This is a genomic window from Flavobacterium sp. 28YEA47A (assembly GCF_041262125.1).
Lineage (GTDB): Bacteria > Bacteroidota > Bacteroidia > Flavobacteriales > Flavobacteriaceae > Flavobacterium.
This window is the reverse complement of the sequence record NZ_JBGCCI010000005.1, coordinates 67,684-89,961: the sequence shown is the minus strand read 5'-3', so window position 1 is coordinate 89,961 and position 22,278 is coordinate 67,684. Positions and strand designations below refer to the sequence as shown.

18 protein-coding genes are annotated in these 22,278 nt (G+C 36.7%); 12 read left to right on the top strand and 6 right to left on the bottom strand.

Features of this window, described 5'->3' with window-relative positions; all coding sequences use genetic code 11:
• The first annotated feature begins 111 nt into the window (after nt 1–111).
• The 3 genes from ABH942_RS08540 to ABH942_RS08530 all read left to right on the top strand — a co-directional run bounded on the left by ABH942_RS08540 (nt 112) and on the right by ABH942_RS08530 (nt 3,590).
• Entirely contained in the window at nt 112–666 is a 555-nt protein-coding gene (locus tag ABH942_RS08540; protein WP_370031044.1) for an STM3941 family protein, read from the top strand.
• Nucleotides 667–687: 21 nt separating this feature from the next.
• Nucleotides 688–2,085, top strand: coding sequence for a class II fumarate hydratase (gene fumC, locus ABH942_RS08535; protein WP_370031043.1), 1,398 nt, complete (start codon nt 688–690; stop codon nt 2,083–2,085).
• 212 nt (nt 2,086–2,297) lie between these two features.
• Nucleotides 2,298–3,590 (top strand): hypothetical protein, encoded by a 1,293-nt coding sequence (locus tag ABH942_RS08530; protein WP_370031041.1) that lies wholly within the window; start codon nt 2,298–2,300, stop codon nt 3,588–3,590.
• 26 nt (nt 3,591–3,616) lie between these two features.
• On the opposite strand, the gene ABH942_RS08525 is transcribed toward ABH942_RS08530, so the two are convergent.
• The 3 genes from ABH942_RS08525 to corA all read right to left on the bottom strand — a co-directional run bounded on the left by ABH942_RS08525 (nt 3,617) and on the right by corA (nt 6,080).
• Nucleotides 3,617–4,177 carry a hypothetical protein gene (locus ABH942_RS08525; protein ID WP_370031039.1) on the bottom strand — a complete coding sequence of 187 codons (561 nt, stop codon included), beginning with the start codon at nt 4,175–4,177 and terminating at the stop codon, nt 3,617–3,619.
• A gap of 75 nt (nt 4,178–4,252) precedes the next feature.
• Nucleotides 4,253–4,957 carry a DUF1003 domain-containing protein gene (locus ABH942_RS08520; RefSeq protein ID WP_370031037.1) on the bottom strand — a complete coding sequence of 235 codons (705 nt, stop codon included), beginning with the start codon at nt 4,955–4,957 and terminating at the stop codon, nt 4,253–4,255.
• A 40-nt stretch (nt 4,958–4,997) separates the two neighbouring features.
• Nucleotides 4,998–6,080: a magnesium/cobalt transporter CorA gene (corA, locus tag ABH942_RS08515; RefSeq protein ID WP_370031035.1), complete on the bottom strand. Its 1,083-nt coding sequence runs from the start codon at nt 6,078–6,080 to the stop codon at nt 4,998–5,000.
• 137 nt (nt 6,081–6,217) lie between these two features.
• On the opposite strand from corA, the gene hutI reads away from it, so the two are divergent.
• On the top strand, nt 6,218–7,453 hold the full coding sequence (gene hutI / locus ABH942_RS08510) for an imidazolonepropionase (RefSeq protein WP_370031033.1): 1,236 nt from the start codon (nt 6,218–6,220) through the stop codon (nt 7,451–7,453).
• Nucleotides 7,454–7,539: 86 nt separating this feature from the next.
• Here hutI and ABH942_RS08505 read toward each other — a convergent pair whose 3' ends face one another.
• Nucleotides 7,540–8,121 (bottom strand): SMI1/KNR4 family protein, encoded by a 582-nt coding sequence (locus ABH942_RS08505; RefSeq protein ID WP_370031031.1) that lies wholly within the window; start codon nt 8,119–8,121, stop codon nt 7,540–7,542.
• A gap of 108 nt (nt 8,122–8,229) precedes the next feature.
• A complete protein-coding gene (locus ABH942_RS08500) occupies nt 8,230–9,111 on the bottom strand; it encodes a hypothetical protein (RefSeq protein WP_370031029.1) in 882 nt (293 codons plus the stop codon).
• Nucleotides 9,112–9,219: 108 nt separating this feature from the next.
• Between ABH942_RS08500 and ABH942_RS08495 the strand changes: the two genes are divergently transcribed.
• From ABH942_RS08495 to ABH942_RS08460, 8 genes are all read left to right on the top strand, one after another.
• Entirely contained in the window at nt 9,220–10,260 is a 1,041-nt protein-coding gene (locus ABH942_RS08495; protein WP_370031027.1) for a formimidoylglutamase, read from the top strand.
• On the top strand, nt 10,261–10,935 hold the full coding sequence (locus ABH942_RS08490) for a response regulator transcription factor (protein ID WP_370031025.1): 675 nt from the start codon (nt 10,261–10,263) through the stop codon (nt 10,933–10,935).
• 3 nt (nt 10,936–10,938) lie between these two features.
• Nucleotides 10,939–12,291 carry an ATP-binding protein gene (locus ABH942_RS08485; protein ID WP_370031023.1) on the top strand — a complete coding sequence of 451 codons (1,353 nt, stop codon included), beginning with the start codon at nt 10,939–10,941 and terminating at the stop codon, nt 12,289–12,291.
• Between the two features lie 125 nt (nt 12,292–12,416).
• Nucleotides 12,417–13,673 carry a TolC family protein gene (locus tag ABH942_RS08480; protein WP_370031021.1) on the top strand — a complete coding sequence of 419 codons (1,257 nt, stop codon included), beginning with the start codon at nt 12,417–12,419 and terminating at the stop codon, nt 13,671–13,673.
• Nucleotides 13,674–13,702: 29 nt separating this feature from the next.
• Nucleotides 13,703–14,779, top strand: a complete 1,077-nt coding sequence (locus ABH942_RS08475) for an efflux RND transporter periplasmic adaptor subunit (protein ID WP_370031019.1) — start codon at nt 13,703–13,705, stop codon at nt 14,777–14,779.
• Between the two features lie 19 nt (nt 14,780–14,798).
• On the top strand, nt 14,799–17,888 hold the full coding sequence (locus ABH942_RS08470) for an efflux RND transporter permease subunit (protein ID WP_370031017.1): 3,090 nt from the start codon (nt 14,799–14,801) through the stop codon (nt 17,886–17,888).
• Between the two features lie 162 nt (nt 17,889–18,050).
• A complete protein-coding gene (locus tag ABH942_RS08465) occupies nt 18,051–19,304 on the top strand; it encodes a DEAD/DEAH box helicase (RefSeq protein ID WP_370031016.1) in 1,254 nt (417 codons plus the stop codon).
• A gap of 47 nt (nt 19,305–19,351) precedes the next feature.
• Entirely contained in the window at nt 19,352–20,182 is an 831-nt protein-coding gene (locus ABH942_RS08460) for an endonuclease/exonuclease/phosphatase family protein (RefSeq protein WP_370031014.1), read from the top strand.
• A 3-nt stretch (nt 20,183–20,185) separates the two neighbouring features.
• On the opposite strand, the gene ABH942_RS08455 is transcribed toward ABH942_RS08460, so the two are convergent.
• On the bottom strand, nt 20,186–22,240 hold the full coding sequence (locus ABH942_RS08455) for an ATP-binding protein (RefSeq protein WP_370031012.1): 2,055 nt from the start codon (nt 22,238–22,240) through the stop codon (nt 20,186–20,188).
• Nucleotides 22,241–22,278 lie beyond the last annotated feature (38 nt).

Here is a 22,278-nt window from a genome sequence, read left to right as displayed (position 1 = left end):
ACTTATAATCCTTATTTTTGGGCTGGCTTTCAGTAAGCTATTAAAAAATCTCTCAAAAGTTTTTTTTAAAATAGTAACGTGAATTTCTGTCAGCCAACTAATTATATCGAGATGGAAACTTCTTCTGAAAGGATAATCATAAAACTGAGTCGGAAAAAAATGGTACTCGCATTGCTGAGTTCCTTCCTATTCGTTATTCTGGGAATTTGGATGGTAGTTAAACATCAGGAAATAGATTCAAGTTTTTTGAGATTTCCTCTTGCCGTATTAATCGTCGGTATCATATCCATTCTTTTCTTTGGCTTTCTTACTATCGTAATCATAAAAAAATTATCCACCCAATCGGACGGATTAATCATTTCGCCTGAAGGAATCACGGATAATTCGAGCGGTATCAGTGCCGGATTTATTCGATGGACACAAATTACAGCCATCACTGAAACATCATATGCAGGCCAGGCTTCTGTCGTTATTGTCATGAAAAATCCTGAAGAATTTATTGCTTCCCAAAAAAGCAGCTTTAAGCGTAAGGTCATGTCTGCTAATTACAAATCTTTTGGAGCAGCCGTAAGCATATCGGCAAACAGCCTTGAGACGACACATAAAAGTCTTAAAAAGATTTTGGTCGAAAAACTAACCGAGTATAACAGAATGAATACTATATAACAACAAACAAATTACAATACAATGGGATACAGAATAGAAAAAGACACGATGGGAGAAGTGCAGGTTCCTGCAGAAAAATACTGGGGAGCTCAAACGGAGCGTTCAAGAAACAATTTCAAGATAGGCCCGTCGGCTTCCATGCCAAAAGAAATCATCGAAGGTTTTGCTTATTTGAAAAAAGCGGCTGCTTTTGCTAACCATGACCTGGGAGTTTTACCAGTAGAAAAAAGAGATGCTATCGCTCAGGTTTGTGATGAAATTCTGGCTGGCAAGTTGGAAGGAGAATTTCCTTTGGTAATCTGGCAGACCGGTTCAGGTACACAAAGCAACATGAACGTTAATGAAGTAATTGCAAACAGAGCACAGGTTTTAGCTGGAGGCAAGATTGGCGAAGGCGATCAGTTCGTAAAAGCCAATGACGATGTAAACAAGTCGCAATCTTCTAACGATACGTATCCAACAGGAATGCATATCGCTGCTTACAAAGCAGTTGTAGAGGTAACAATTCCAGGTGTAGAAAAATTAAGAGATACACTTCATGCCAAAGCAGAAGCCTACAAAAATGTGGTGAAAATTGGCCGTACGCACTTAATGGATGCGACACCATTGACTTTAGGCCAGGAAATTTCAGGTTATGTAGCTCAATTGAACTACGGATTAAAAGCTGTTAAAAATACATTGGCACACTTGTCTGAAGTAGCTTTGGGTGGAACAGCCGTAGGAACCGGGTTAAATACGCCTGAAGGTTATGATGTAAAAGTAGCAGAATATATCGCAAAATTCACAGGACATCCTTTTGTGACGGCTCCTAATAAATTTGAAGCCTTAGCTTCTCACGATGCTATTGTAGAAACACACGGTGCTTTGAAACAACTGGCTGTATCATTAAACAAAATTGCAAACGATGTAAGAATGTTGGCTTCTGGTCCACGTTCAGGAATTGGGGAAATTCTTATTCCGGAAAACGAACCAGGTTCTTCTATCATGCCAGGAAAAGTAAATCCAACACAATGTGAGGCTTTGACAATGGTTTGCGCTCAAGTAATGGGTAATGATGTAGCTATCACAATTGGAGGTACTCAAGGTCATTATGAATTAAACGTATTCAAGCCGTTGATGGCTTCTAACTTCCTGCAATCTGCACGTTTGTTAGGTGATGCCTGTGTTTCTTTTGATGAGCACTGCGCACAAGGTATTGAGCCAAACTATACTCGAATCAAAGAATTGGTTGACAACTCATTAATGCTTGTAACAGCTTTAAATACTAAGATTGGATATTACAAAGCAGCAGAAATTGCACAAACAGCACACAAAAACGGTACTACTTTAAAAGAAGAAGCCGTTCGTCTTGGTTATGTTTCTCCTGAAGATTTCGATGCTTGGGTGAAGCCGGAAGACATGGTGGGAAGTTTGAAATAATCTTTCTAACCCTTTCAAGGTTAGAAACCTTGAAAGGGTGGTTGTTTAAAAAGCCTGAAGTTTTACTTCAGGCTTTTTTATTTTCAATCAAACACATGCATACATACTACAATCAAATTTTTGCATTTTATTTAACATCCTAAAAATCTTTCTGCAAGCTCTTTCTATTTCAATTTTTTTTTATATTCGTAATCATCATCAATCAAATACATATGATCACAACTCATCCCCTAACTGAGAAACAATGGTCGCCTGCCCGCAAGTTTTTTACCTTGTTTCTTATTTTCTATCTGTTTTTTTATATGTTTCCTTTTCCGTTCAGCCAGATTCCTGGAGTCAATATCCTAACGGACTGGTATGAGGACGCTGTCAACATCATAAACTTATGGGTTGGGAAAAACATACTGCAAATCAAAAATTTGCAACAGATACTTAACACTGGCAGCGGCGATACTACTTTTGATTACGTAAGGCTTTTCACTTATGTATTATTAGCTTTACTTGCTTCAATTATTTTCTTTTTTATTACCAGAAAAAGAATCAATTACGACAGACTGTATTACTGGCTCATCGTATATGCCCGTTATTATGTCGGACCGTATCTCGTTATCTATGGTATATTCAAGCTTGTCGAAGGACAGTTTGCTTTTCATGATTATGGTCGCTTGGAAGAAAATTTTGGTGATGCTACTCCAATGGGATTGCTCTGGACATTTATGGGACATTCTAAAATATATGGAGGCTTTACCGGAATTATGGAAGCAGGAGCCGGTTTTTTACTGCTCTTTCACAATACCAAAACATTGGGTGCCCTGCTTAGTGTGGCGGTAATGAGCAATGTAGTATTGATGAATTTCTGCTTTGACGTTCCTGTCAAGTTATTCTCAAGTCACCTTTTGATTATTTCAATCATCATACTGCTACCTAATTTGAGAAAGCTATATAATTTTTTCATTCTCAACAAGACGGAAACCCTCGACCATTGCAAACTGGTTTTTGAAAACAAATGGAAGGTTAGAGCAAGAAGTATTGGAAAAACACTATTGGTTTTAGGCTTCACCGCTGATATTATTCTCATGGGTGTTGATTATATGCGTACCAATGGTTCATTGGCTCCAGAAGCACCGCTAAAAGGCAGCTATCATACAACCGCTTTTTATACATCTGAAAACGATTCGCTGAAAAAGATTGAAGACAAAAACATACTATGGAATAGGCTGCATATTTCCGGAAATTTCGGCAGTATCCGTACCGAAGCTGACAGCACAAGCTACTATACTTTAAAAATTGACACGATTAAAAATACAATAGAGTTTAAATCGTACAAGGATACAGCACAAGTCTCTGTATTACATTATGAAGAAAAAACGCCAAAAACATTTCTTTTAAAAGGAAAATTTGGTCAGCAAGACATTCAGGCAGAATTTACTAAAAAAACATTAAAAGATTACCGCCTGGTCAATACCGGATTTCATTGGATACAGGAATATCCGAATAACCGCTAACAAACTGACTACAAATAACAATTACATTAATTGCCTGATTTTTCTATCATTGCTTTTAATATAATTGTTGTTATATCATCTTTATATTTTTCGTCTTTTATTCTTTCAGAATAGTCAAAATAACCTGCAACCTCAGTGGCTTCCTCAAATGTTATGGATTTACACTTATTTAGAAATTCAATATTGTCAATTAATTTTAAGAAAATGTCATTCCTAAACCTGTCTCTTTGTTCTCCAATAACTAATAATTTCTTTAGGAGATAGAACCTGTTCATTATTGTAGAATTCAAATCATCACTGTCACTTTCTGTACTTCCTTCTACAATGCATTCCGTAAATATTTCCAATTGATTCGTAGTCCAATTTTCTAATTCAAGTTCGAGTTCTTTCCAATCTTCATCTGAGAAATACCGTTCTAATATTCTGACTACTGTATCATTTCCGCCTCCAACTATCCATACATCACTATCTATAACCTCGTTTTTTAATATATACGAATACAATTCCAGAATGGCAGGATTTGAGCTCTCAGTCTTGCAGTTTTCTTTGTATTTCTGTTTAAACAGGTCGAAATCTTTTGCCAGCATTTTTTACTTTTTTCTGTTGCGCTACTGTAACTTTTAATAGCAGCTTCACTACGATTTAGGAATATCTCTGTTTGACTATTGGTGTTTTTTGTTTTCAATCTTTTTCAAAATGTCCTCCATCATATCCATCTGGACTTTTTGAATTTCAACCAATGATTGTTCCTGATGTAATAAAAGGTGGTCGATTTTTTCATGGAGCATTCTGATTTCCAGTTCTGATTTCAGATTGATCATATAATCTTTTTTAGCTCTTTCGCGGTCTTTTTCTTCCTGTCGGTTCTGGCTCATCATAATGATAGGCGCCTGCAAAGCTGCAATACAGGACAGAATGAGGTTCAAAAGGATAAACGGATATGGATCAAAACCTTTGTCTAATAAAAAGAGTACATTACTGCCAATCCACAGAAAAAGAAAAGCCATAAACGAAAGAATAAACGTCCAGCTTCCGCCAAAAGTAGCTACTTTGTCGGCAATCTTCTGTCCAAATGTAAACTCCTGGATGTCATCATCCAATTTGTCTGCCAAAATCGTGTTGTCATTTAATGCCTTTAATACGGTATGCTCCATTTCAGAAAGCTCACCGGTTTCTTTCAGAAGCATTTCAGCAATATATTTTTCACGGAAGGAATGAAGCTCTCCAATTGACATGCATTTATCATCTTCAAAGTCAGGATGATCCAGTTTTATAAAGTCTAATATGGATTTACGAACCAGATTGGCTGTAACTCTTTCAGTTTCCGGAAATTCTTTGCCTGAAATATCGCTTTTAAATTTTTTCATAAGTTGGGAGAGGATAATTGATGATTTTTAGTAGGTAGTTTTAGAACCAGTGTTTTTTTCTGAAATAATAGACCATTCCAAGTACTGTTAGGAACATTACGCCAAGGACTACAAAATAGCCATTCTCCATTTTCAGTTCCGGCATGTTTTCGAAATTCATTCCGTAAACGCCCACAATAAACGTAAGCGGCATAAAAATCACAGAAAATATAGTCAGCGTTTTCATAATCTGATTCATGCGCTGGCTTTGGGAAGAAAAGAATACGTTTGAAGCACTATCCAATGACTTTAAGTCGTAATCAATCTGTTCCAGGAGCTCAAGACTTTTTTGGTAAAGACGTTCAAAAAAAGCATAATTGGATTTTTCAATGCTATCGAAACTATCATCATTTTGATGTGTTTTTAGATTAAATAGTGCATCACGCAACGGGATGATAGAACGTTTTAGGAAATTCAGATTTTCTCTCTCCTTTTCTATGTTTTCCAGAAAAACAGATTTATAACTGTTTTTGGCTTCTACAAGCAACGCCTCAATACCATTTTCGTAGCTTTCGATTGTAATAAAAAAGTTTTCCATAACAGCATCCAGCAAAAGATACAGCAGATAATCGCTTTTCTTTTTTCGGACAATGCCACTATGCGTTTTTATACGTTCTCTTATATGGGTAAAAAAGTCGCTCTTTTTTTCCTGAAAAGAAACCAAAAGATTGTCTTTCAGCAAAAAACTGATCTGTTCTACCCTGACCACAGCTGATTCTTCTTCCTGAAGAATAGATTTGATACTAAAAAAAAGAACTTCGTCAAGCTCATCCATTTTAGTTCTCCTCGAAACATTGAGTATATCGCCAATAATAAAATTCTGGATGTTCAATAATTCGCCAATGTCCTGGATTAGTTTTACATCATGGAGTCCGTGCACGTTAAGCCATTTGACATCCTCTGCCTGCAACGGATCTTGAATTTCTTTGCGTACACGATCAAGAGAAACTTTCTTGTATTCCTCATAGCCTAAATCATCATATACAAACAGCTGCATTTCAACCGAATCTGTATTATGGATACCGGTATATTCAAAATAATTGGGCTGTACTTTCCTGACTTCCTTGTATCGTATTCTTCTCAAGACATTTTAATTTGTCATAAAGATAGGAGTTTTTAAAATTCCATTTTACATTTACAGAAATATTTCTGCTTGATTTTGGAGCTACTGAAAAACACTAAATCCTACCTTATCAAGCCAATTTGTAAACATTACGAACCATGAAAACACTGTTGATAAACATAAAAGAGTTGCTTCAAGTACGACATACTCACGTTGATAAAGTATCGGGAGCAGCAATGTCAGAACTTCCAACGATACAAAATGCTTTTCTGCTTATAGAAGATAACCTAATCAGCGATTTTGGAAAAATGGAAAACCTGCCACAACTTCCCGAAGCCCAAATTATTGATGTCAATGGAAAAACAGTACTTCCTGCCTGGTGCGACAGCCATACACATATTGTATATGCAGGAAACCGTGTTCAGGAATTTGTTGACCGCATCAATGGCCTATCGTATGAAGAAATTGCCAACCGAGGCGGCGGTATTTTAAATTCGGCTAAAAAGCTAAACGAGACTACTGAAGAAGAAATCTATCAGCAATCTAAGGAACGCCTTGAAGAAGTCATGAAACAAGGTTCTGGCGCCGTAGAAATCAAATCCGGCTACGGACTTACGGTAGAAGGCGAACTGAAAATGCTTCGCGTCATCAAAAAATTAAAAGAAAATTATCCGGTTGCCATAAAATCAACTTTTCTGGGTGCGCATGCATTTCCAACGGAATATAAGGAAAACCATTCCGGTTATATTGATGTTATCGTTAATGAAATGCTGCCAAAAATAGCGGCTGAAAATCTGGCGGATTATATCGATGCTTTTCTTGAAACAGGTTATTTTTCTATTGAAGAAACAGAAAGGATCATGGAAGCCGGCAAAAAATACGGGCTGCCTGCTAAAATCCATGTCAACCAATTTACAGCTATCAACGGTATTGAAGCCTGTGTAAAACACAAGGCGCTTAGTGTAGACCATTTAGAAATTGTGACCGATGAAGATATCGAAATATTAAAAAATTCTGATACGATGCCGGTAGCACTTCCCTCCTGCTCGTATTTTATCAGTATTCCCTATACTCCGGCACGAAAAATGATTGAAGCCGGACTGCCGTTAGCCCTGGCAACCGATTTTAATCCGGGAACTACGCCATCAGGCAATATGAATTTTGTAGTGGCAACAGCCTGTATCAAAATGAAAATGACACCAGAAGAAGCCATCAATGCTGCTACTATCAATGGTGCCTATGCTATGGGACTTTCAGAAACTCACGGTTCTATTACCAAAGGAAAACGTGCTAACCTGATTATTACTAAACCTATCACTTCTTTTTACCAATTGCCGTATGCTTTTGGCACTAACTTGATTGATCAGGTAATTATTGAAGGAAAATTGGTTTGATTTTTAAAGTATAGTTAAGTATTCTATTTACACATAAAAAGCCGCTTAAGTGAGGTTATTAACATTTTAAAAGGCTGGGTTTAAACTCAGCTTTTTTTATTAAAAATATTCTTAACCCATTTCTTAATAATCGAATATACGGTTTTAGGAGTTTTCTGCGAATCTCTTTCTTTTTCGTCTTCTAAAAATTTTAAATAATCATTTCTTCTCTCTACATCCTCTTTATGAGATTTTATCAGATTTGATAAAAATGCAGATAAAGAATCAGCTATTTTTATAAGTTCCAACTCTTCATATTCATTTTTAGCGACATAGACCATTGGATTATCTCCCTCATCCAAATAAACAAAATAGAATGGGCTTCCCCCATCATAGACTTCTAATGTATAATAAGGCCTTTTCATTTCTAGACCATCATTTTTTAGGTCTTCAATAATAGATTCCTGAAGTTCTTGCTGTGAATTAAAAATTGAATAGTCTAAAAGTTTACAGGAATTGCCCGCTAAGAATAATAATTCCCTAAGTGCCTTTGGAAACATCTTTCCATCATTAAATTGTTTTTCTAATTCCAAAATCTCCTCAATAGATATGGGTTCATTGGTTTTGATAGCACCATCATACTCTATAAAGGCAAAATCTTGCAGATCAGTTAAGTATTCTATTTCCATATTTTTTGTTTCTATTTATGTATGAAATATAAAACAAAAATGATTCCAAAAAAAAGGAGCCAATTGGCTCCTTTTCTATGCAGTTTAAGTTTTGGTGTTTTGTCTGTCTTATTTCAGCGCAAAGCTGGTTTTTGAAACTAGTGTTCCTTTGTCAAAAATATTTACAAAGTAGGTCCCTTTTTCAAAATCTACGCCATTGCCATCTAAAAATTCGCAGACATCAACTGCTTTATTTTCATAGGCTACCGTAGTCGTGAAGCTGTATGTCAATGACATATCGCCAAAAGCTTCTGTCTTCTTCTCACCTAACACATTGTTTTTGCTGTCGATGATTTGAACGTAGTACAACTTGTTTCCTGATTTAGCAACGTCATTTTGCGCTATTGCAAAACAAACTTTTAGCTTATCAGCTCTTCTTGCTCTTTCGGTTACAACTTGTTTTCCAGAACTTCTTTCTTTGATGGCTTCAGTTCTTAGATTCATTACTGTCAGCTTAGATGCTTTTTCAACCGTTCTGGCCAAATTTTCATTCTGGATGACCAACGTATCATTAAACTTCTTAGCTTCTCCTAACGCCATAGAAATACTGTCATTTTTAGTAGTCAAAAGCGAATTCTGATCTTTCAGTAATCCGTTTTCCTTTGCTAAAGCATTAAATTTGGCATTAAGGACATTGTACTGGCTTTGGTATTTTTTCAGAGAAGCCACATCTCCTTTTGATTTTTCGAGATCCGCCATCAATTTGACAACTTTTTCTCTTTCTGCAATCAACTCATCCGATATGGACGTGTTTTCTGAGATAGCAGCATCTAATTTGGTTTTAAGAGCGGCAAGATCATTCATTGCACTCTCCTTGTCTTTGACTAAAAGAGTTTCAGTCGATTTTGCATCGCTGCTCATTTTGTACATGTAGACTAAACTCCCCGCAAGCAGAATTGCCAAAACGACGATAATCGCTTTTAGGCTTGAATTGCTTTTTTGATTTTCCATAATAGTAGTGGTAATGGTTTAAACAAATTAAATAATTTTTTGGGGGATTTATAAGACACTTAACGTAAGTTTATATAATTATATTATTTTTGAACCTAAATATTTTTTATGGAAAAGCTTATTCCCTTTACTGTACACGATTTAGCAAGAGTAACTAATTTCCGAAGCGGTGAAGTCAAATTTGGCGAAAAAATGCAAACCATCCCAAAAGGGGCGGATGCTACAGAATACCTAAAAACTTCCGATGCAAAATTTGTCCTGTTCGGAATTCCGGAAGATATTGGTGTACGTGCCAATTACGGAAGACCGGGAGCTGCTTCTGCCTGGGAAAGTACCATAAAAAGCATCGCCAACATCCAACATAATCGTTTTAGCAAAGGAAATCAGATTTTAGTCTTAGGGCATTTAGATGTTGCCGAGGATATGATAGAGGTAGAAAATCTGGATTTTAATATTATCGAAGAGCGAAAACAACTTTCCAAAGCAGTTGAAAAGATTGACAAGGAAGTTTCGCATATCATTTTCAATATTGTCAAAGCAGGAAAAATTCCAATTATTATTGGCGGTGGCCACAATAACGCCTACGGAAATATCAAAGGAACTGCCCTTGCTAAAGGAAAAGCCATCAATGCCGTTAATTTTGATGCACATTCTGATTTTAGAATATTGGAAGGAAGACACAGCGGTAATGGTTTTTCGTATGCTTATGAAGAAGGTTTTCTTAAAAAGTATTTTGTTTTTGGACTTCACGAAAGCTATACTTCCAAAAGCGTGCTACACGAAATCAAAAAATTAGAGGATCGTGTCCGAATCAATACCTATGACGAAATTAACATCCGCAGGGAAAAAGATTTCCGATTGGAAATGGAAAGAGCCTATTCGTTCATCCGAAATGATTTTTATGGCATTGAGATCGATTTGGATTCCATTCCCGGAATACCAAGCAGTGCGATGACATTGAGTGGCTTTTCTGTAGAAGAAGTACGTCAGTTTATCCACTTTTTTAGCCAGGACCCTAACGCATGTTATCTTCATATTTGCGAAGGAGCGCCTGATTTGGGAGATTCTAAAAACAGCCAGCTGGTTGGAAAATTAATAGGCTATCTTGTGACCGATTTTATGAAGGCAAAAAGCGAAATAGAAAAATAGATGAATATACTTCTCATTGAAGACGACAAACGGATCAGCGATTTTGTAATCAAGGGACTGGAAGAAAACGGATTTTCCGTCACCCTTGCCATTACAGGAGAAATTGCACGTGAAATGGTGTCGGAAAGCGAATGGGATATTATCTTGATGGACATTATGCTGCCCGGCATTGACGGAATACAGCTTACGAAATTAATCCGTTTCAAAAAAAATCATACGCCTATCCTTGTATTGAGTGCGCTTGATGATGCGGATAACAAAGTTGCGGCATTAGATAGCGGTGCCGATGATTATCTGGTAAAACCTTTCCATTTTAAGGAATTGATTTCTAGGATAAACGCATTGACAAGAAGAACTAAATTTAATTACAAAGAGAAAGAACAGGTTTATTTTTGCCATAACCTGACCGTAAACCTTGACGAACATTCGGTTTTTCAAAATGACCAGGCAATCGATTTATCGCCAAGAGAATATAAATTACTGCTCTTTTTGTTGGAAAACAAGAACAAAGTTGTATCCAGGACACAAATCCTAAATGCCGTTTGGGGCATCCATTATGATAACAACACCAATGTTGTAGACGTATATATTTCTTATCTTAGGAATAAAATAGACGAAAACCAGCATAAATTTATCCATACCATCAAAGGAACCGGCTATATGCTAAAAGAATAGCTTATGAAAATCCGAAATCGCTTAACGTTAATCTCATCCCTTACTTTTGGATTTGTTTTCATTATTGCTTCGGTATTAATTTATTTTGCTTTCTATAACAGTTCCGAAAAAGTAGTTTTTAAAGAATTACAGAAGACCTGCCTGCTTTCTGCCATCTACTATCTTGAAAAAGATGAGCTTCCGCATTATGAGCATTCCGCCATTAAAGAACAATTTGAAGAGAACATACAAAACGATATTGTTCGTGTTTATGACCTGAATAATATTATTGTTTATGGTGAAAAGCAGGCAGACAAGAATATAAATCGTGAGAATCTCGACTTTATCCGAAAAAATAAAAAATTGAGCTTTAAGTCCAACAACCATTTTTATTACGGAATCTTTTATAATGACAATCAGGGAGATTTTGTGGTATTTGTCAAAACGAAAAGCGAAGTATTCAAATCGCAGACCAACCGATTATTAGTCATTATGATTATCGTTTTGTTTACCGGATTGCTTTTGATTTTTCTTCTAAGCCGACTGCTTTCCAATATTGCTTATCGTCCTATCACAAAAGTTATAAACCAGGTTAATTCAATGGAATTAAGCTCTTTAGATAATCCCATCTCATCTTCTAATACAAATGATGAAGTACAGGATTTAATTACTACATTTAATAATCTTTTAAGTCGTCTTTCTGATACTTTTGCCATACAAAAGAATTTTATCAACTACGTTTCTCACGAATTTAAGACACCTCTTGCATCCATTTCCGGAAACCTGGAAGTTTTTGCCCAAAAAGAAAGAACACCCGAAGAGTACCAAAAAGTAACTTCCGAAGCATTAGAAAATGTTTACCATATTGAAGAAATCCTGAATAATCTTATGATGCTTTCAGGGCTAAAAACCATACATCAGGAAAATGAGACTTTCCGGATTGATGAAACGCTATGGGACATTAACGACAAGATTTTTGAAATATATGACAGTCAGGAAATCGGTATTGACTTAAATGTAGAAAATGAAGAATTATTATCGGTTAAAGGCAGTGAAGTACAAATTCGTGTGGCATTGTATAATCTCATCGAAAATGCCGTAAAATATTCCGATGGAAATCCTATAAAAATTTCGCTTTCTGAAATTAACAGCCAACTTCAAATTATAATACAGGATTATGGAAAAGGCATCCAAAAAGAAGACCTTCATTACATACAACAAACTTTTTATCGTGGTAAAAATGTAGGCAATATCAAAGGTAGCGGTATTGGTTTATCCCTTGCAACCATTATTTTTAAACAAAATAACATCCAATTCTCTATTGACTCCGAAGAGAATTCCGGAACCCGTATTACCCTACTATTTCCAAAACTCTAATCGTTTTCTAATGTTGGATTAATCTACTTCTAATGTAGGTCAAATAAGCTTATAATGTTTGCGATATAGATTTGCAGTTATAAAACAGACTCAAATTGAAACGCATTTTTTTTACCGCCATTTTTATGGGCTTTTGTCTATCTGGAAAAGCTCAAAATACTACAGCAAGAGACACCATATCAGTTTCAAGAGCTGAAGCCGAAACTATTTTTCTAAAAAATAACCTAAGGCTTCTATCAGAAAAACTGAATATCGATCAGGCTGAAGCACAAGTAATCCAAGCCAAATTGTGGCCTAATCCACGATTGGAAGTTGGTGAGATCAACTTATGGTCTAATGCAAAATCAGAACAGCTCCCTCCTATTTCTGGAAATTGGGGAAAAACCTCCGAAGTAACTGTCGGTTTGGAACAACTCATCTATACTGCGCGAAAAAGAAAAAAGCAGATCGAAATGGAAAAAGTGGGTGTTGAAATAGCACAAGAATATTTTCAGGATTTTCTGCGTATCCTAAAAGTGGAATTCCGAAAAAACCTGACGCAGCTGCAATATACTCAGGAAAAACAGAGCTTATATAAAAAACAGCTGGCTTCCATCCAAAAACTTCTTACCGCCTATTCTAATCAGGCAAAACAAGGTAATATCAGCAAAAGCGAATTTATACGTCTGAAAGCCTCTGAACTTGAATTTGTAAAACAGTTGAGTGATTTACAAAAAGAGAACAACCAACTTCAGAAAGAACTGAAAACGCTGATGAATCTTCCTCCACAAAGCTATCTAAAAATCAGCATAGAGAAATTTGTACCGAATTTGGATAAAGTAGCAAGCATCAATCTTGCTGAATTAACATCTTCTGCTTTGGAAAACCGCCCGGACGTAAAAGCATCAGTTCTGGAAGAGAAATACAACAACCGAAAGTACAAATATGAATTAGCACAGCGCACGCCCGATGTTACTTTGTTAGCCAGCTATGATAGAGGTGGAAATATAATGAATGACTTCGTAGGTGTAGGATTCGCTTTAGACCTTCCTTTTTTTAGCAGAAATCAGGGGAATATTAAATCCGCCAAAATAGAGATCCAAAAAAGCCAGTATATGAAAGAAGAAAAAAATAATCAGGCCCAAAACGAAGTCATCCAGGCTTATGAAGATCTGGTCGTATCTAAAAGATTATACGAAAACATTGAGGCTTCTTATGAAAAAGACTTAGACATGCTTTTGGAAAGCCATCAGAGAAACTTCACCCTGAGAAATACAAGCATGCTGGAATATCTTGACTTTGTCAATGCTTATCTCGAAAATAAAACCATCATTCTGGATTCTAAAAAAGAACTGAATGAACATTTTGAAGAACTGCAGTTTGTAATAGGCAAAGAACTTTAATCTTCTCTAATTCACAGAAAACACATATTATGAAATATATCTATTTAGTGCCATTGGCGTTGCTTTTCAGTTGTAACGAAAAAGAAGCTGCTCCTGAAAAAAAAGAAAAATTCTGTCTCAACGACGACCTTAAAAAGAAAATCACAATTGAAGAAATAAAAAAAGAACCCGTTTCAGAAACTTTTACGCTGACGGGAAATGTTACCTACAATTCTGATAATGTGGTTCAGTTTACAAGCCTTATTAATGGTGTTGTAACCAACACTTATTTCTCTTTGGGCGATTATGTCAAAAAAGGACAAGTATTGGCCGAAATCAAAAGTACCGAACTCAATGGATTACAATCTGAAAATAAATCAGTCGAATCACAGCTGACTGTGGCACAACGACAACTCTCGTCTGTAAAATCAATGTTTGAGGATGGAATTGCTTCCCAAAAAGACCTGATTCAGGCAGAAAGCGAAGTCAAAGTATTGAAAGCTTCACTCGAAAATATAAAAAGTAACCTTGCATTGTATAGTGCCAGTCCTGAAAAGTCTGTGTTCCAGATCAAAGCTCCATCAAATGGTTTTATAGTTGCCAAGAACATGAGCTCAGGAATGCAGATTTCTTCAGGCAGCGAGCCACTTTTTACGATATCTGACCTGAATGAGGTTTGGGTAATGGTTAATATTTATGCAACAGATATGCAGAATATCAAGGAAAACATGGAGGTTAAGATTAAAACACTGGCTTATCCTGATGAAGTTTTCATTGGAAAGATTTCAGCACTTTCTCAGGTTTTTGACGCCGAGGAACGCGTTTTGAAAGCCCGTGTCGTAATGAAAAATACCAACTTAAAACTAAAACCGGGCATGTCTGCCGATATTATCCTGAACAAGCCTAATGCTTCTGCTGAATCCTTACTTGCCGTGCCTGTAAATGCTATCATCTTTGACGACAATCAAAATTTTGTGGTTATCTATAAAGATGATTGTAATCTTGAAATCAGACAGGTAGATCCCGTAACTAAAAATAGCGAAGTCGTTTATTTTGAGAAGGGAATCCAGGAAAATGAAAAAATTATTTCTAAAAATCAGCTGCTGATTTATGAAAGCCTAAAATAACAGCAATCATTTCAATTTTATGCAAAAGCTAGTACAAAGTATAGTAGCCTTCTCGCTCAAAAATTCGCTCATCGTATTCTTTGCAACCGTGTTGTTGTTTGCAGGAGGTATCATAAGCTATATGCACACTCCTATCGAGGCATTTCCTGATGTAACAAACACAAGGGCACGTATCATTACGCAATGGCCGGGACGAAGCGCTGAAGAAGTAGAAAAATTTATCACACTGCCTATCTCAAAGCAGATGAATACGATACCGAAAAAGGCGGAAGTTCGCTCTATCTCTCTTTTCGGATTATCTGTAGTTACCGTTCTTTTCAATGAAGACGTAGAAGATTTTTACGCGCAGCAATATGCGTCAAATAGAATGGCAAGCGTTAGCCTTCCGGAAGGAGCTGATGCTGAGATTGATCCGCCTTATGGAGCCACCGGTGAAATTTTCCGATATGTGGTAAGAGGTGATTTGCCTATAAAAGAACTTACCGCCATACAGGACTGGGTAATCGAACGTGAATTGGTTTCAGTTCCGGGTGTTGCCAATGTAGTAAGTTTTGGAGGAGAAGAAAAAATCTATGAAATAAAAATCAACCCGACAGAACTTGTCAACTACGATCTTTCTCCACTTGATGTTTATGAAGCTGTTTCTAAAAGTAACATAAATGTAGGTGGTGACGTTATTCAACGTGGCGACCAGGCTTATGTTGTGCGAGGTGTCGGTTTACTGGACAATATTGACGATATAGGAAATATCCTTATTGAAGTTAAAGGTTCTACGCCTATTTTGGTAAAACATGTGGCCGAAGTAAAAATTAGCTCAAAACCGCGATTAGGACAAGTTGGATTAGACAACAGCGATGATTTGGTAGAAGGAATCGTTGTCATGCTTCGTGGAGAAAACCCAAGTGAGGTTATTACCAACCTAAGAACCCGAATCGACGAACTAAACGAAAGAATTTTACCAAAAGGTGTTAGTATCGAACCTTTTATTGACAGGACAGAATTAGTAAACACTACGGTTCACACGGTTACAAAAAATCTGATTGAAGGTGTACTTCTTGTATCTCTGATCGTTTTTATCTTTATGTACAACTGGCGTACGACAGTTATTGTTGCCTCAGTGATTCCGCTTTCGTTTTTGTTTGCTATCATCATGCTTCGCATACAAGGACTTCCGGCTAACCTGATTTCTATGGGTGCGCTTGATTTTGGATTGTTATTAGAAGGAACTCTCGTAATTGTAGAGCAGGTTTTTGTCTCGCTCGAAAAGAAAGCGCATAAGGTAGGAATGCAGCGTTTCAACAATATGTCTAAAATGGGACTTATCAAGAAAAGCGTAGGAAGCGTAGCTACTTATATTTTCTTCGCTCTAATCATATTAATTGTTGCCTTGTTGCCTATTTTCTCTTTCCAGAAAGTAGAAGGAAAAATGTTCTCTCCATTAGCATTTACTTTGGGTTATGCCTTAGTAGGATCACTAATCCTGAGCCTTACCTATGTTCCGGCAATGTGTAAAGTCCTGCTGACAAAAAACATTGTTGAAAAAGAGAATATAATTTCCCGATTCTTTAGGAATAACCTATACAAAATGTTCCAATGGAGTGAAAAGCACCGTAGGGCTACTATATATGGTTTTATAATACTGCTTGCCGTTTGTTTTGGACGATTTATGTTCTACGGTTCAGAATTTATTCCTAAGCTGAACGAAGGAGCGATTTATATTCGTGCCACATTGCCAAATAGTATCAACTTGGACGAGTCTGTGCGTTTAACCAAAGAAATGAAGGAGAAGCTGCAGAAATTCGATGAAGTAAAATTCATCCTTTCACAAACCGGAAGGCCAAATGACGGAACCGATCCTACCGGCTTCTTCAATATCGAATTCCACATGGAATTAAAGCATCAGAACGAATGGAAAAGGAAAATTTCAAAAGAAGACCTGATTTCAGAAATTAAAGAAAAACTTGAAGAATATCCGGGTATCAATTTCGGATTCAGCCAGCCAATCCAGGATAACGTTGAAGAATATGTAGCCGGAGTAAAAAGCCCGCTGGTTATCAAAATATTTGGTGATGATTTGTTCAAGCTGGAAGAATATGCTAATAAGGTAGCCAAATCAATTACTCCAGTCAAAGGTATTGAAGATGTAAATGTGTATAAAAACATCGGACTTCCGGAATTGCGAATTCAGCTTCATGATTCAAAAATGTCGCGTTATGGTGTGAAAACTGCCGATGCACAGGCTGTAATTGCAATGACAATTGGCGGACAGGCGGCAACTACTTTCTATGAGAATGAACGTATGTTTGACGTAAGAATCCGTTTTGAAAAAGAATACAGAGATTCTAAAGAAAAGATAGAAAACATACTGATTCCTGCAATGGACGGTAAAAAAGTGCCGCTTCGTGAAATTGCGACAGTCAGCTATCAGACCGGGCCTACATTTATTTACAGAGAAGGCAACAGCCGTTACATCGCCATTGGTTTCAGTATTGAAGGGCGCGATTTGGGAAGTACTATTGCTGAGGCTCAGAAAAAAGTAGCAGCCGAAGTTAAACTTCCAAAGGAAAATACTATGAAATGGGCGGGTGAATTCGAAAGTAAGGAACGTGCTTCAAAACAATTGGCGATTATTGTTCCGGTAGTACTATTATTTATACTGTTCTTGCTGTATTTCAATTTTGGAAATATGAAAGACACATTGATTGCAACCAGTACAATTCCTTATGCCTTTGCGGGAGGTTTCCTTTCGCTATGGATGACAGGAACCATCTTTGGAATTTCCGCAGGTATCGGCTTTATTATCCTCTTTGGAGTAAATACCATAAACGGAATCATATTGATTGCCGTCATGAAAGATAACCTTCGGGCAAGAATGCCTTTGAAAAAAGCCATTTCGGAAGGTGTTTACAGCAGAATTCGTCCCATTGTGATGATTGCGCTGATGGGTTCCATGGGTCTATTACCTGCGGCACTTTCATCAGGGATGGGTTCTGAAATTCAAAAACCATTAGCCATTATGATCGTAGGCGGCCTGCTTTTCTGTATGATTTTTTCATTAACTGTCCTGCCGCAGATATTTTATATCGCTTATAGAAGAAAACATGAGTAGTTGCATGTTGGTTTGTTTTATTTTGGTTAATAGGCGTTCAAAGCTCCATTTATTTGGGGCTTTGTTCTTTTTTAGCAGTAAAAAATCATAACAAATCCGTTAAATAATAAAGACTATCTTTGCCGCATATTTGCAACTAATGCAAATACTAAATTTGATTTTATGTTATTTGAAGATTTATCTCTTTCTAAAAGTATACAAAGAGCCGTCCATGAACTTGGCTATTTAGAAGCCACTCCTATTCAGGAAAAATCGATCCCGATTATCCTGGCTGGAAATGATTTGGTAGGTTGTGCCCAAACCGGTACCGGAAAAACCGGCGCTTTTGCTATTCCTATCGTTCACCATTTACATCGAATTGTCGGTTCAACTAAAAAAACAAAACAGATCAGAGCTTTGGTTGTTACGCCTACCCGAGAACTGGCAGTACAAATAGGACAAAGTTTTGATGCCTATGCAAAATATACCAACCTCGTACAGTTAACCATTTTTGGTGGCGTTTCGCAGGTATCTCAAGTAGAAATTTTAAAACAAGGTGTTGATATACTTATCGTTACACCGGGAAGATTATTAGATCTTCACAAACAAGGTTTTATCAACCTTGACCATTTACACACTTTGGTTCTGGATGAAGCGGACCAGATGCTTGATATGGGCTTTATTCATGATGTAAAAAAAATTGTAAAGCTTACACCAAAAAACAGACAGACGCTTTTATTTTCGGCTACTATGCCTATGGCTATCCGTGAACTAGCTGATACTTTTTTGAATGAACCACAATATGTTTCTGTTTCTCCACCGTCTAGTACGGCTGAAACTGTTGAGCAGCATGTTTATTTCGTTCATAAAAGCGACAAGCGAAAACTGTTGTACCATTTGATCCGAAATGAAAAGATTTCTGATGTTTTGGTTTTTGCAAGAACCAAGCACGGTGCTGATAATGTAGTTAAGGCGCTTCGTAAACAAGGAGTTGCTGCAGAAGCCATACACGGTGACAAATCGCAAAATGCCAGACAGCGCGTATTGGATAGTTTCAAAAGCAAAGAAGTAGGCGTTCTTGTAGCTACCGATATTGCAGCGAGAGGAATTGATATTGATAAATTACCTTACATCATCAACTTCGACCTTCCTAATGTTCCTGAAACTTATGTGCATCGAATTGGAAGGACCGGACGTGCCGGAAATGGTGGTATTGCAATATCATTTTGTTCCAAAGACGAAGAAGTTTACTGGAAAGATATACAGCGTCTGATTAAAGTAAATGTCAAAACGATTGGTGACCATCCTTATCCGTGGAAAGACGAAGAAGAACCAAATCCGAATGCAAAGCCTGATTTCCGTCATAAAAACAAGTCTAAAGAAAATAATTCGAGAAAATCGGATGCTTCAAAAAAGAATAAGAAACGCTGGTATTAACCAGCGTTTTTTGTTCTAAATTTGTAGTTCGACAAATCTCCTCTACCATGAAATCTGCTTTCCTTTTTATTTTGCTTGCTGGCCAGGCTGTATTTTCGCAAGATCTTAAAATCATGAGCTACAACATCAGGCTCGATACCCAAAGTGATGGCGAAAACCAATGGTCAAAGCGAAAAGAGTTTCTAACGGATCAGGTAAAATTTTATACTCCTGATTTTATGGGCATACAGGAAGCATTGCCTCAACAAATGAATTATATTGACAGTACGCTTACTGGCTATAATTTTATTGGAAAAGGCCGCGATGACGGGAAATCGAAAGGAGAACACAGTGCTATTTTCTATAATTCTGATAAATTCAAACTTGTAGACGAAGATACATTCTGGCTATCTGAAACTCCAGAAAAACCTTCAAAAGGTTGGGATGCCGCCTACAACAGGGTATGTACCTATGGCTTGTTTCAAAATAAGAAAACCAAAAAGAAAATATTGGTATTCAATACTCATTTTGACCATGTAGGAGATATTGCCAGGGCTGAAAGCGCAAAGCTTATTTTAGAAAAAATCAGAAAAATCAATAGGGATAACCTGCCAGTTATTCTTACGGGCGATTTTAATCTTGAAGCCGATACAAAACCATTACAGCTTATTAAGGAACAAATGGACGATGCCCAAAAAGTATGCAGGGGAATCGTATTTGGGCCGGAAGGTACTTTTAATGCGTTTGAGTTCCACAAACCTGTAACGATAAGGATCGATTATATTTTTATCAATAGAAATAAAATGGAAGTCACCAAGTTTGCTACATTAAGCGATTCAAAAGATTGCCGCTATCCGTCAGACCATTTTCCGGTTTATGCAGAAATCAATCTGAAATAAGGCTTAATGTATCTGCTTTGCAATCTGGCTGTTAATAATCTGAAACAGGCGAAGCGGTTCAAATGGTTTGATTAGGATATCGTCCATGCCAGACAATCTTGCTTCGTCTGTAATTTCGTCTTTATCAAATGCTGTGAGCGCAATTATAGGAACCTGTATGCCTTTATCGCGAATCATACGTGTTGTTTCAAATCCGTTGATGACCGGCATATTGATATCCATCAGGATGACATCAAAGTTTTCTTTGTCAAGAATTTCAAGAGCTGCATAACCATCATCGACAACAACGCATTGGTAATTATTTTTCTCGATGATTTTTTTAGTTACCATCTGATTGATCTTATTGTCTTCAACAACAAGAATTTTATAAGAAGAAGTATTTGTAGTATCCACGTCAATATTTTCAATATAAGATTGTGTCGCTTTAGCATCGTATTCAAAAGGAATAGTAAAGGTTACGGTTGTCCCCTCACCTTCTCTGCTTTCCAGATGGATTGTGCTTCCTAAAAGTTCTAAAAGGCGTTTTACTATCGATAAGCCAAGTCCTGTTCCCTGATAATCGCCCTCTTTCCTGTCAATCTGCACAAACTTTTCAAAGATTTTATTTTGATTCTCTATCGCAATACCGCATCCATTGTCTACAATTTCAAATTTGATATAATGTATATTGCCAACTTTCTTCTCTAATGCGGCGGCTAATCGTATGGTTCCGTTTTGCGTAAATTTTAGGGCATTGCTCGTAAGGTTTACTAAAATCTGGGACAGACGCAGCTTATCGCCTATGAGGTATTCCGGGATTTCTATGTCTATATCAATAATGACCTTGTTATTGTTTTTGATAGCAATAAACTGCAAGGCTTCTTTGACTTTTTCAATTTCGTCCATAATGTTGAGTGGCAACTCTTCAAGGACTATCTTCTTATCTTCTATTTTGTGAATCTGTAACAGGTCGTTAACAAGCGAAAGAAGATAACGCGCCGAAAATTTCAAAGAATTGATATGTTGGCTATTTTCTAATTCTTTGTGTTCGTCCAGAATCAGGTTCGTAATTCCAATAACTCCATATAATGGTGTTCTTAATTCATGGGTTACGGTAGAAATAAACTGGCTTTTTAGTTTAGAAGATTCTTCGGCCTTGTCTTTTGCAATTTTTAATTCAGCATTACTTTCTAAAAGCTGCTGGTTAACTTTCTTTCTATAGATGCTGTTTTTATAGAAAGTATAAAGCAGTAACAATAAAATAATAAGTATGGCCAGAAACAGGATAACTATGATTTTTGAATTCTTAAGATTTTCCTGCTGCGCATATTTTTCCAGTTCAATCTTATCAATTTTTCTTCTGGATTCATCTAATTCAATTTGAACTCCAGCTATCTGTGCACTTTTCATTTTTTCATGATTGTGCAAATCGTCTTTTAGCTTTTCATAATCAATTTTGCTCAGATAGGCATTTTTATAATCCTTGACTTTAAAAAGATGTTTTGAATATTCTGCATACGTATCAGCCAAGGCATTCTGCTGTTTGTATCGGATACCGTAGTCAATAGCGGTCTTGAAATAAAAACTGGCCAGCTTGTTATTCCCCTTATTACTGTAATACATTCCCAAAAGATTGTTTACAATTACTCTCGACTCAATGTCACCATACTTGTCAAGATTTTTTTCGACATTTTTGAGATAGGGATATCCTTGTTCAAAATCTTTTTTGTTGAAATAAGCCCACGTCAGGTTCATTTCCGTAAAGATAATCTCAGTAGTATCTTCGCCTTTATTAGCGTATTGCAGTGATTTTTTGTAATGGTAGATTCCTTTATCAAAATCTTTAATCATAAAATTATAAAGATTGCCGATATTGTTGTGAATCCAGTCTTTTATTGTGTCATTATTGGTTTTTTCAGAATATTGGAGCGCTTTCTTATAATAGGCCAACGCCATTTTCGTATTCAGGAGTTCTTCATGGCAGCCGGCAATAGTATTGTAGGACATCGCAACATAGTCGTATTGCTTGTTCTTGTAAGCCAAATTTAGAGCCTGTTTTGAAACCTGTAACGATTCCATATATTTTAGGTCTATGAGTAGGCCATCGGCTTTGCATA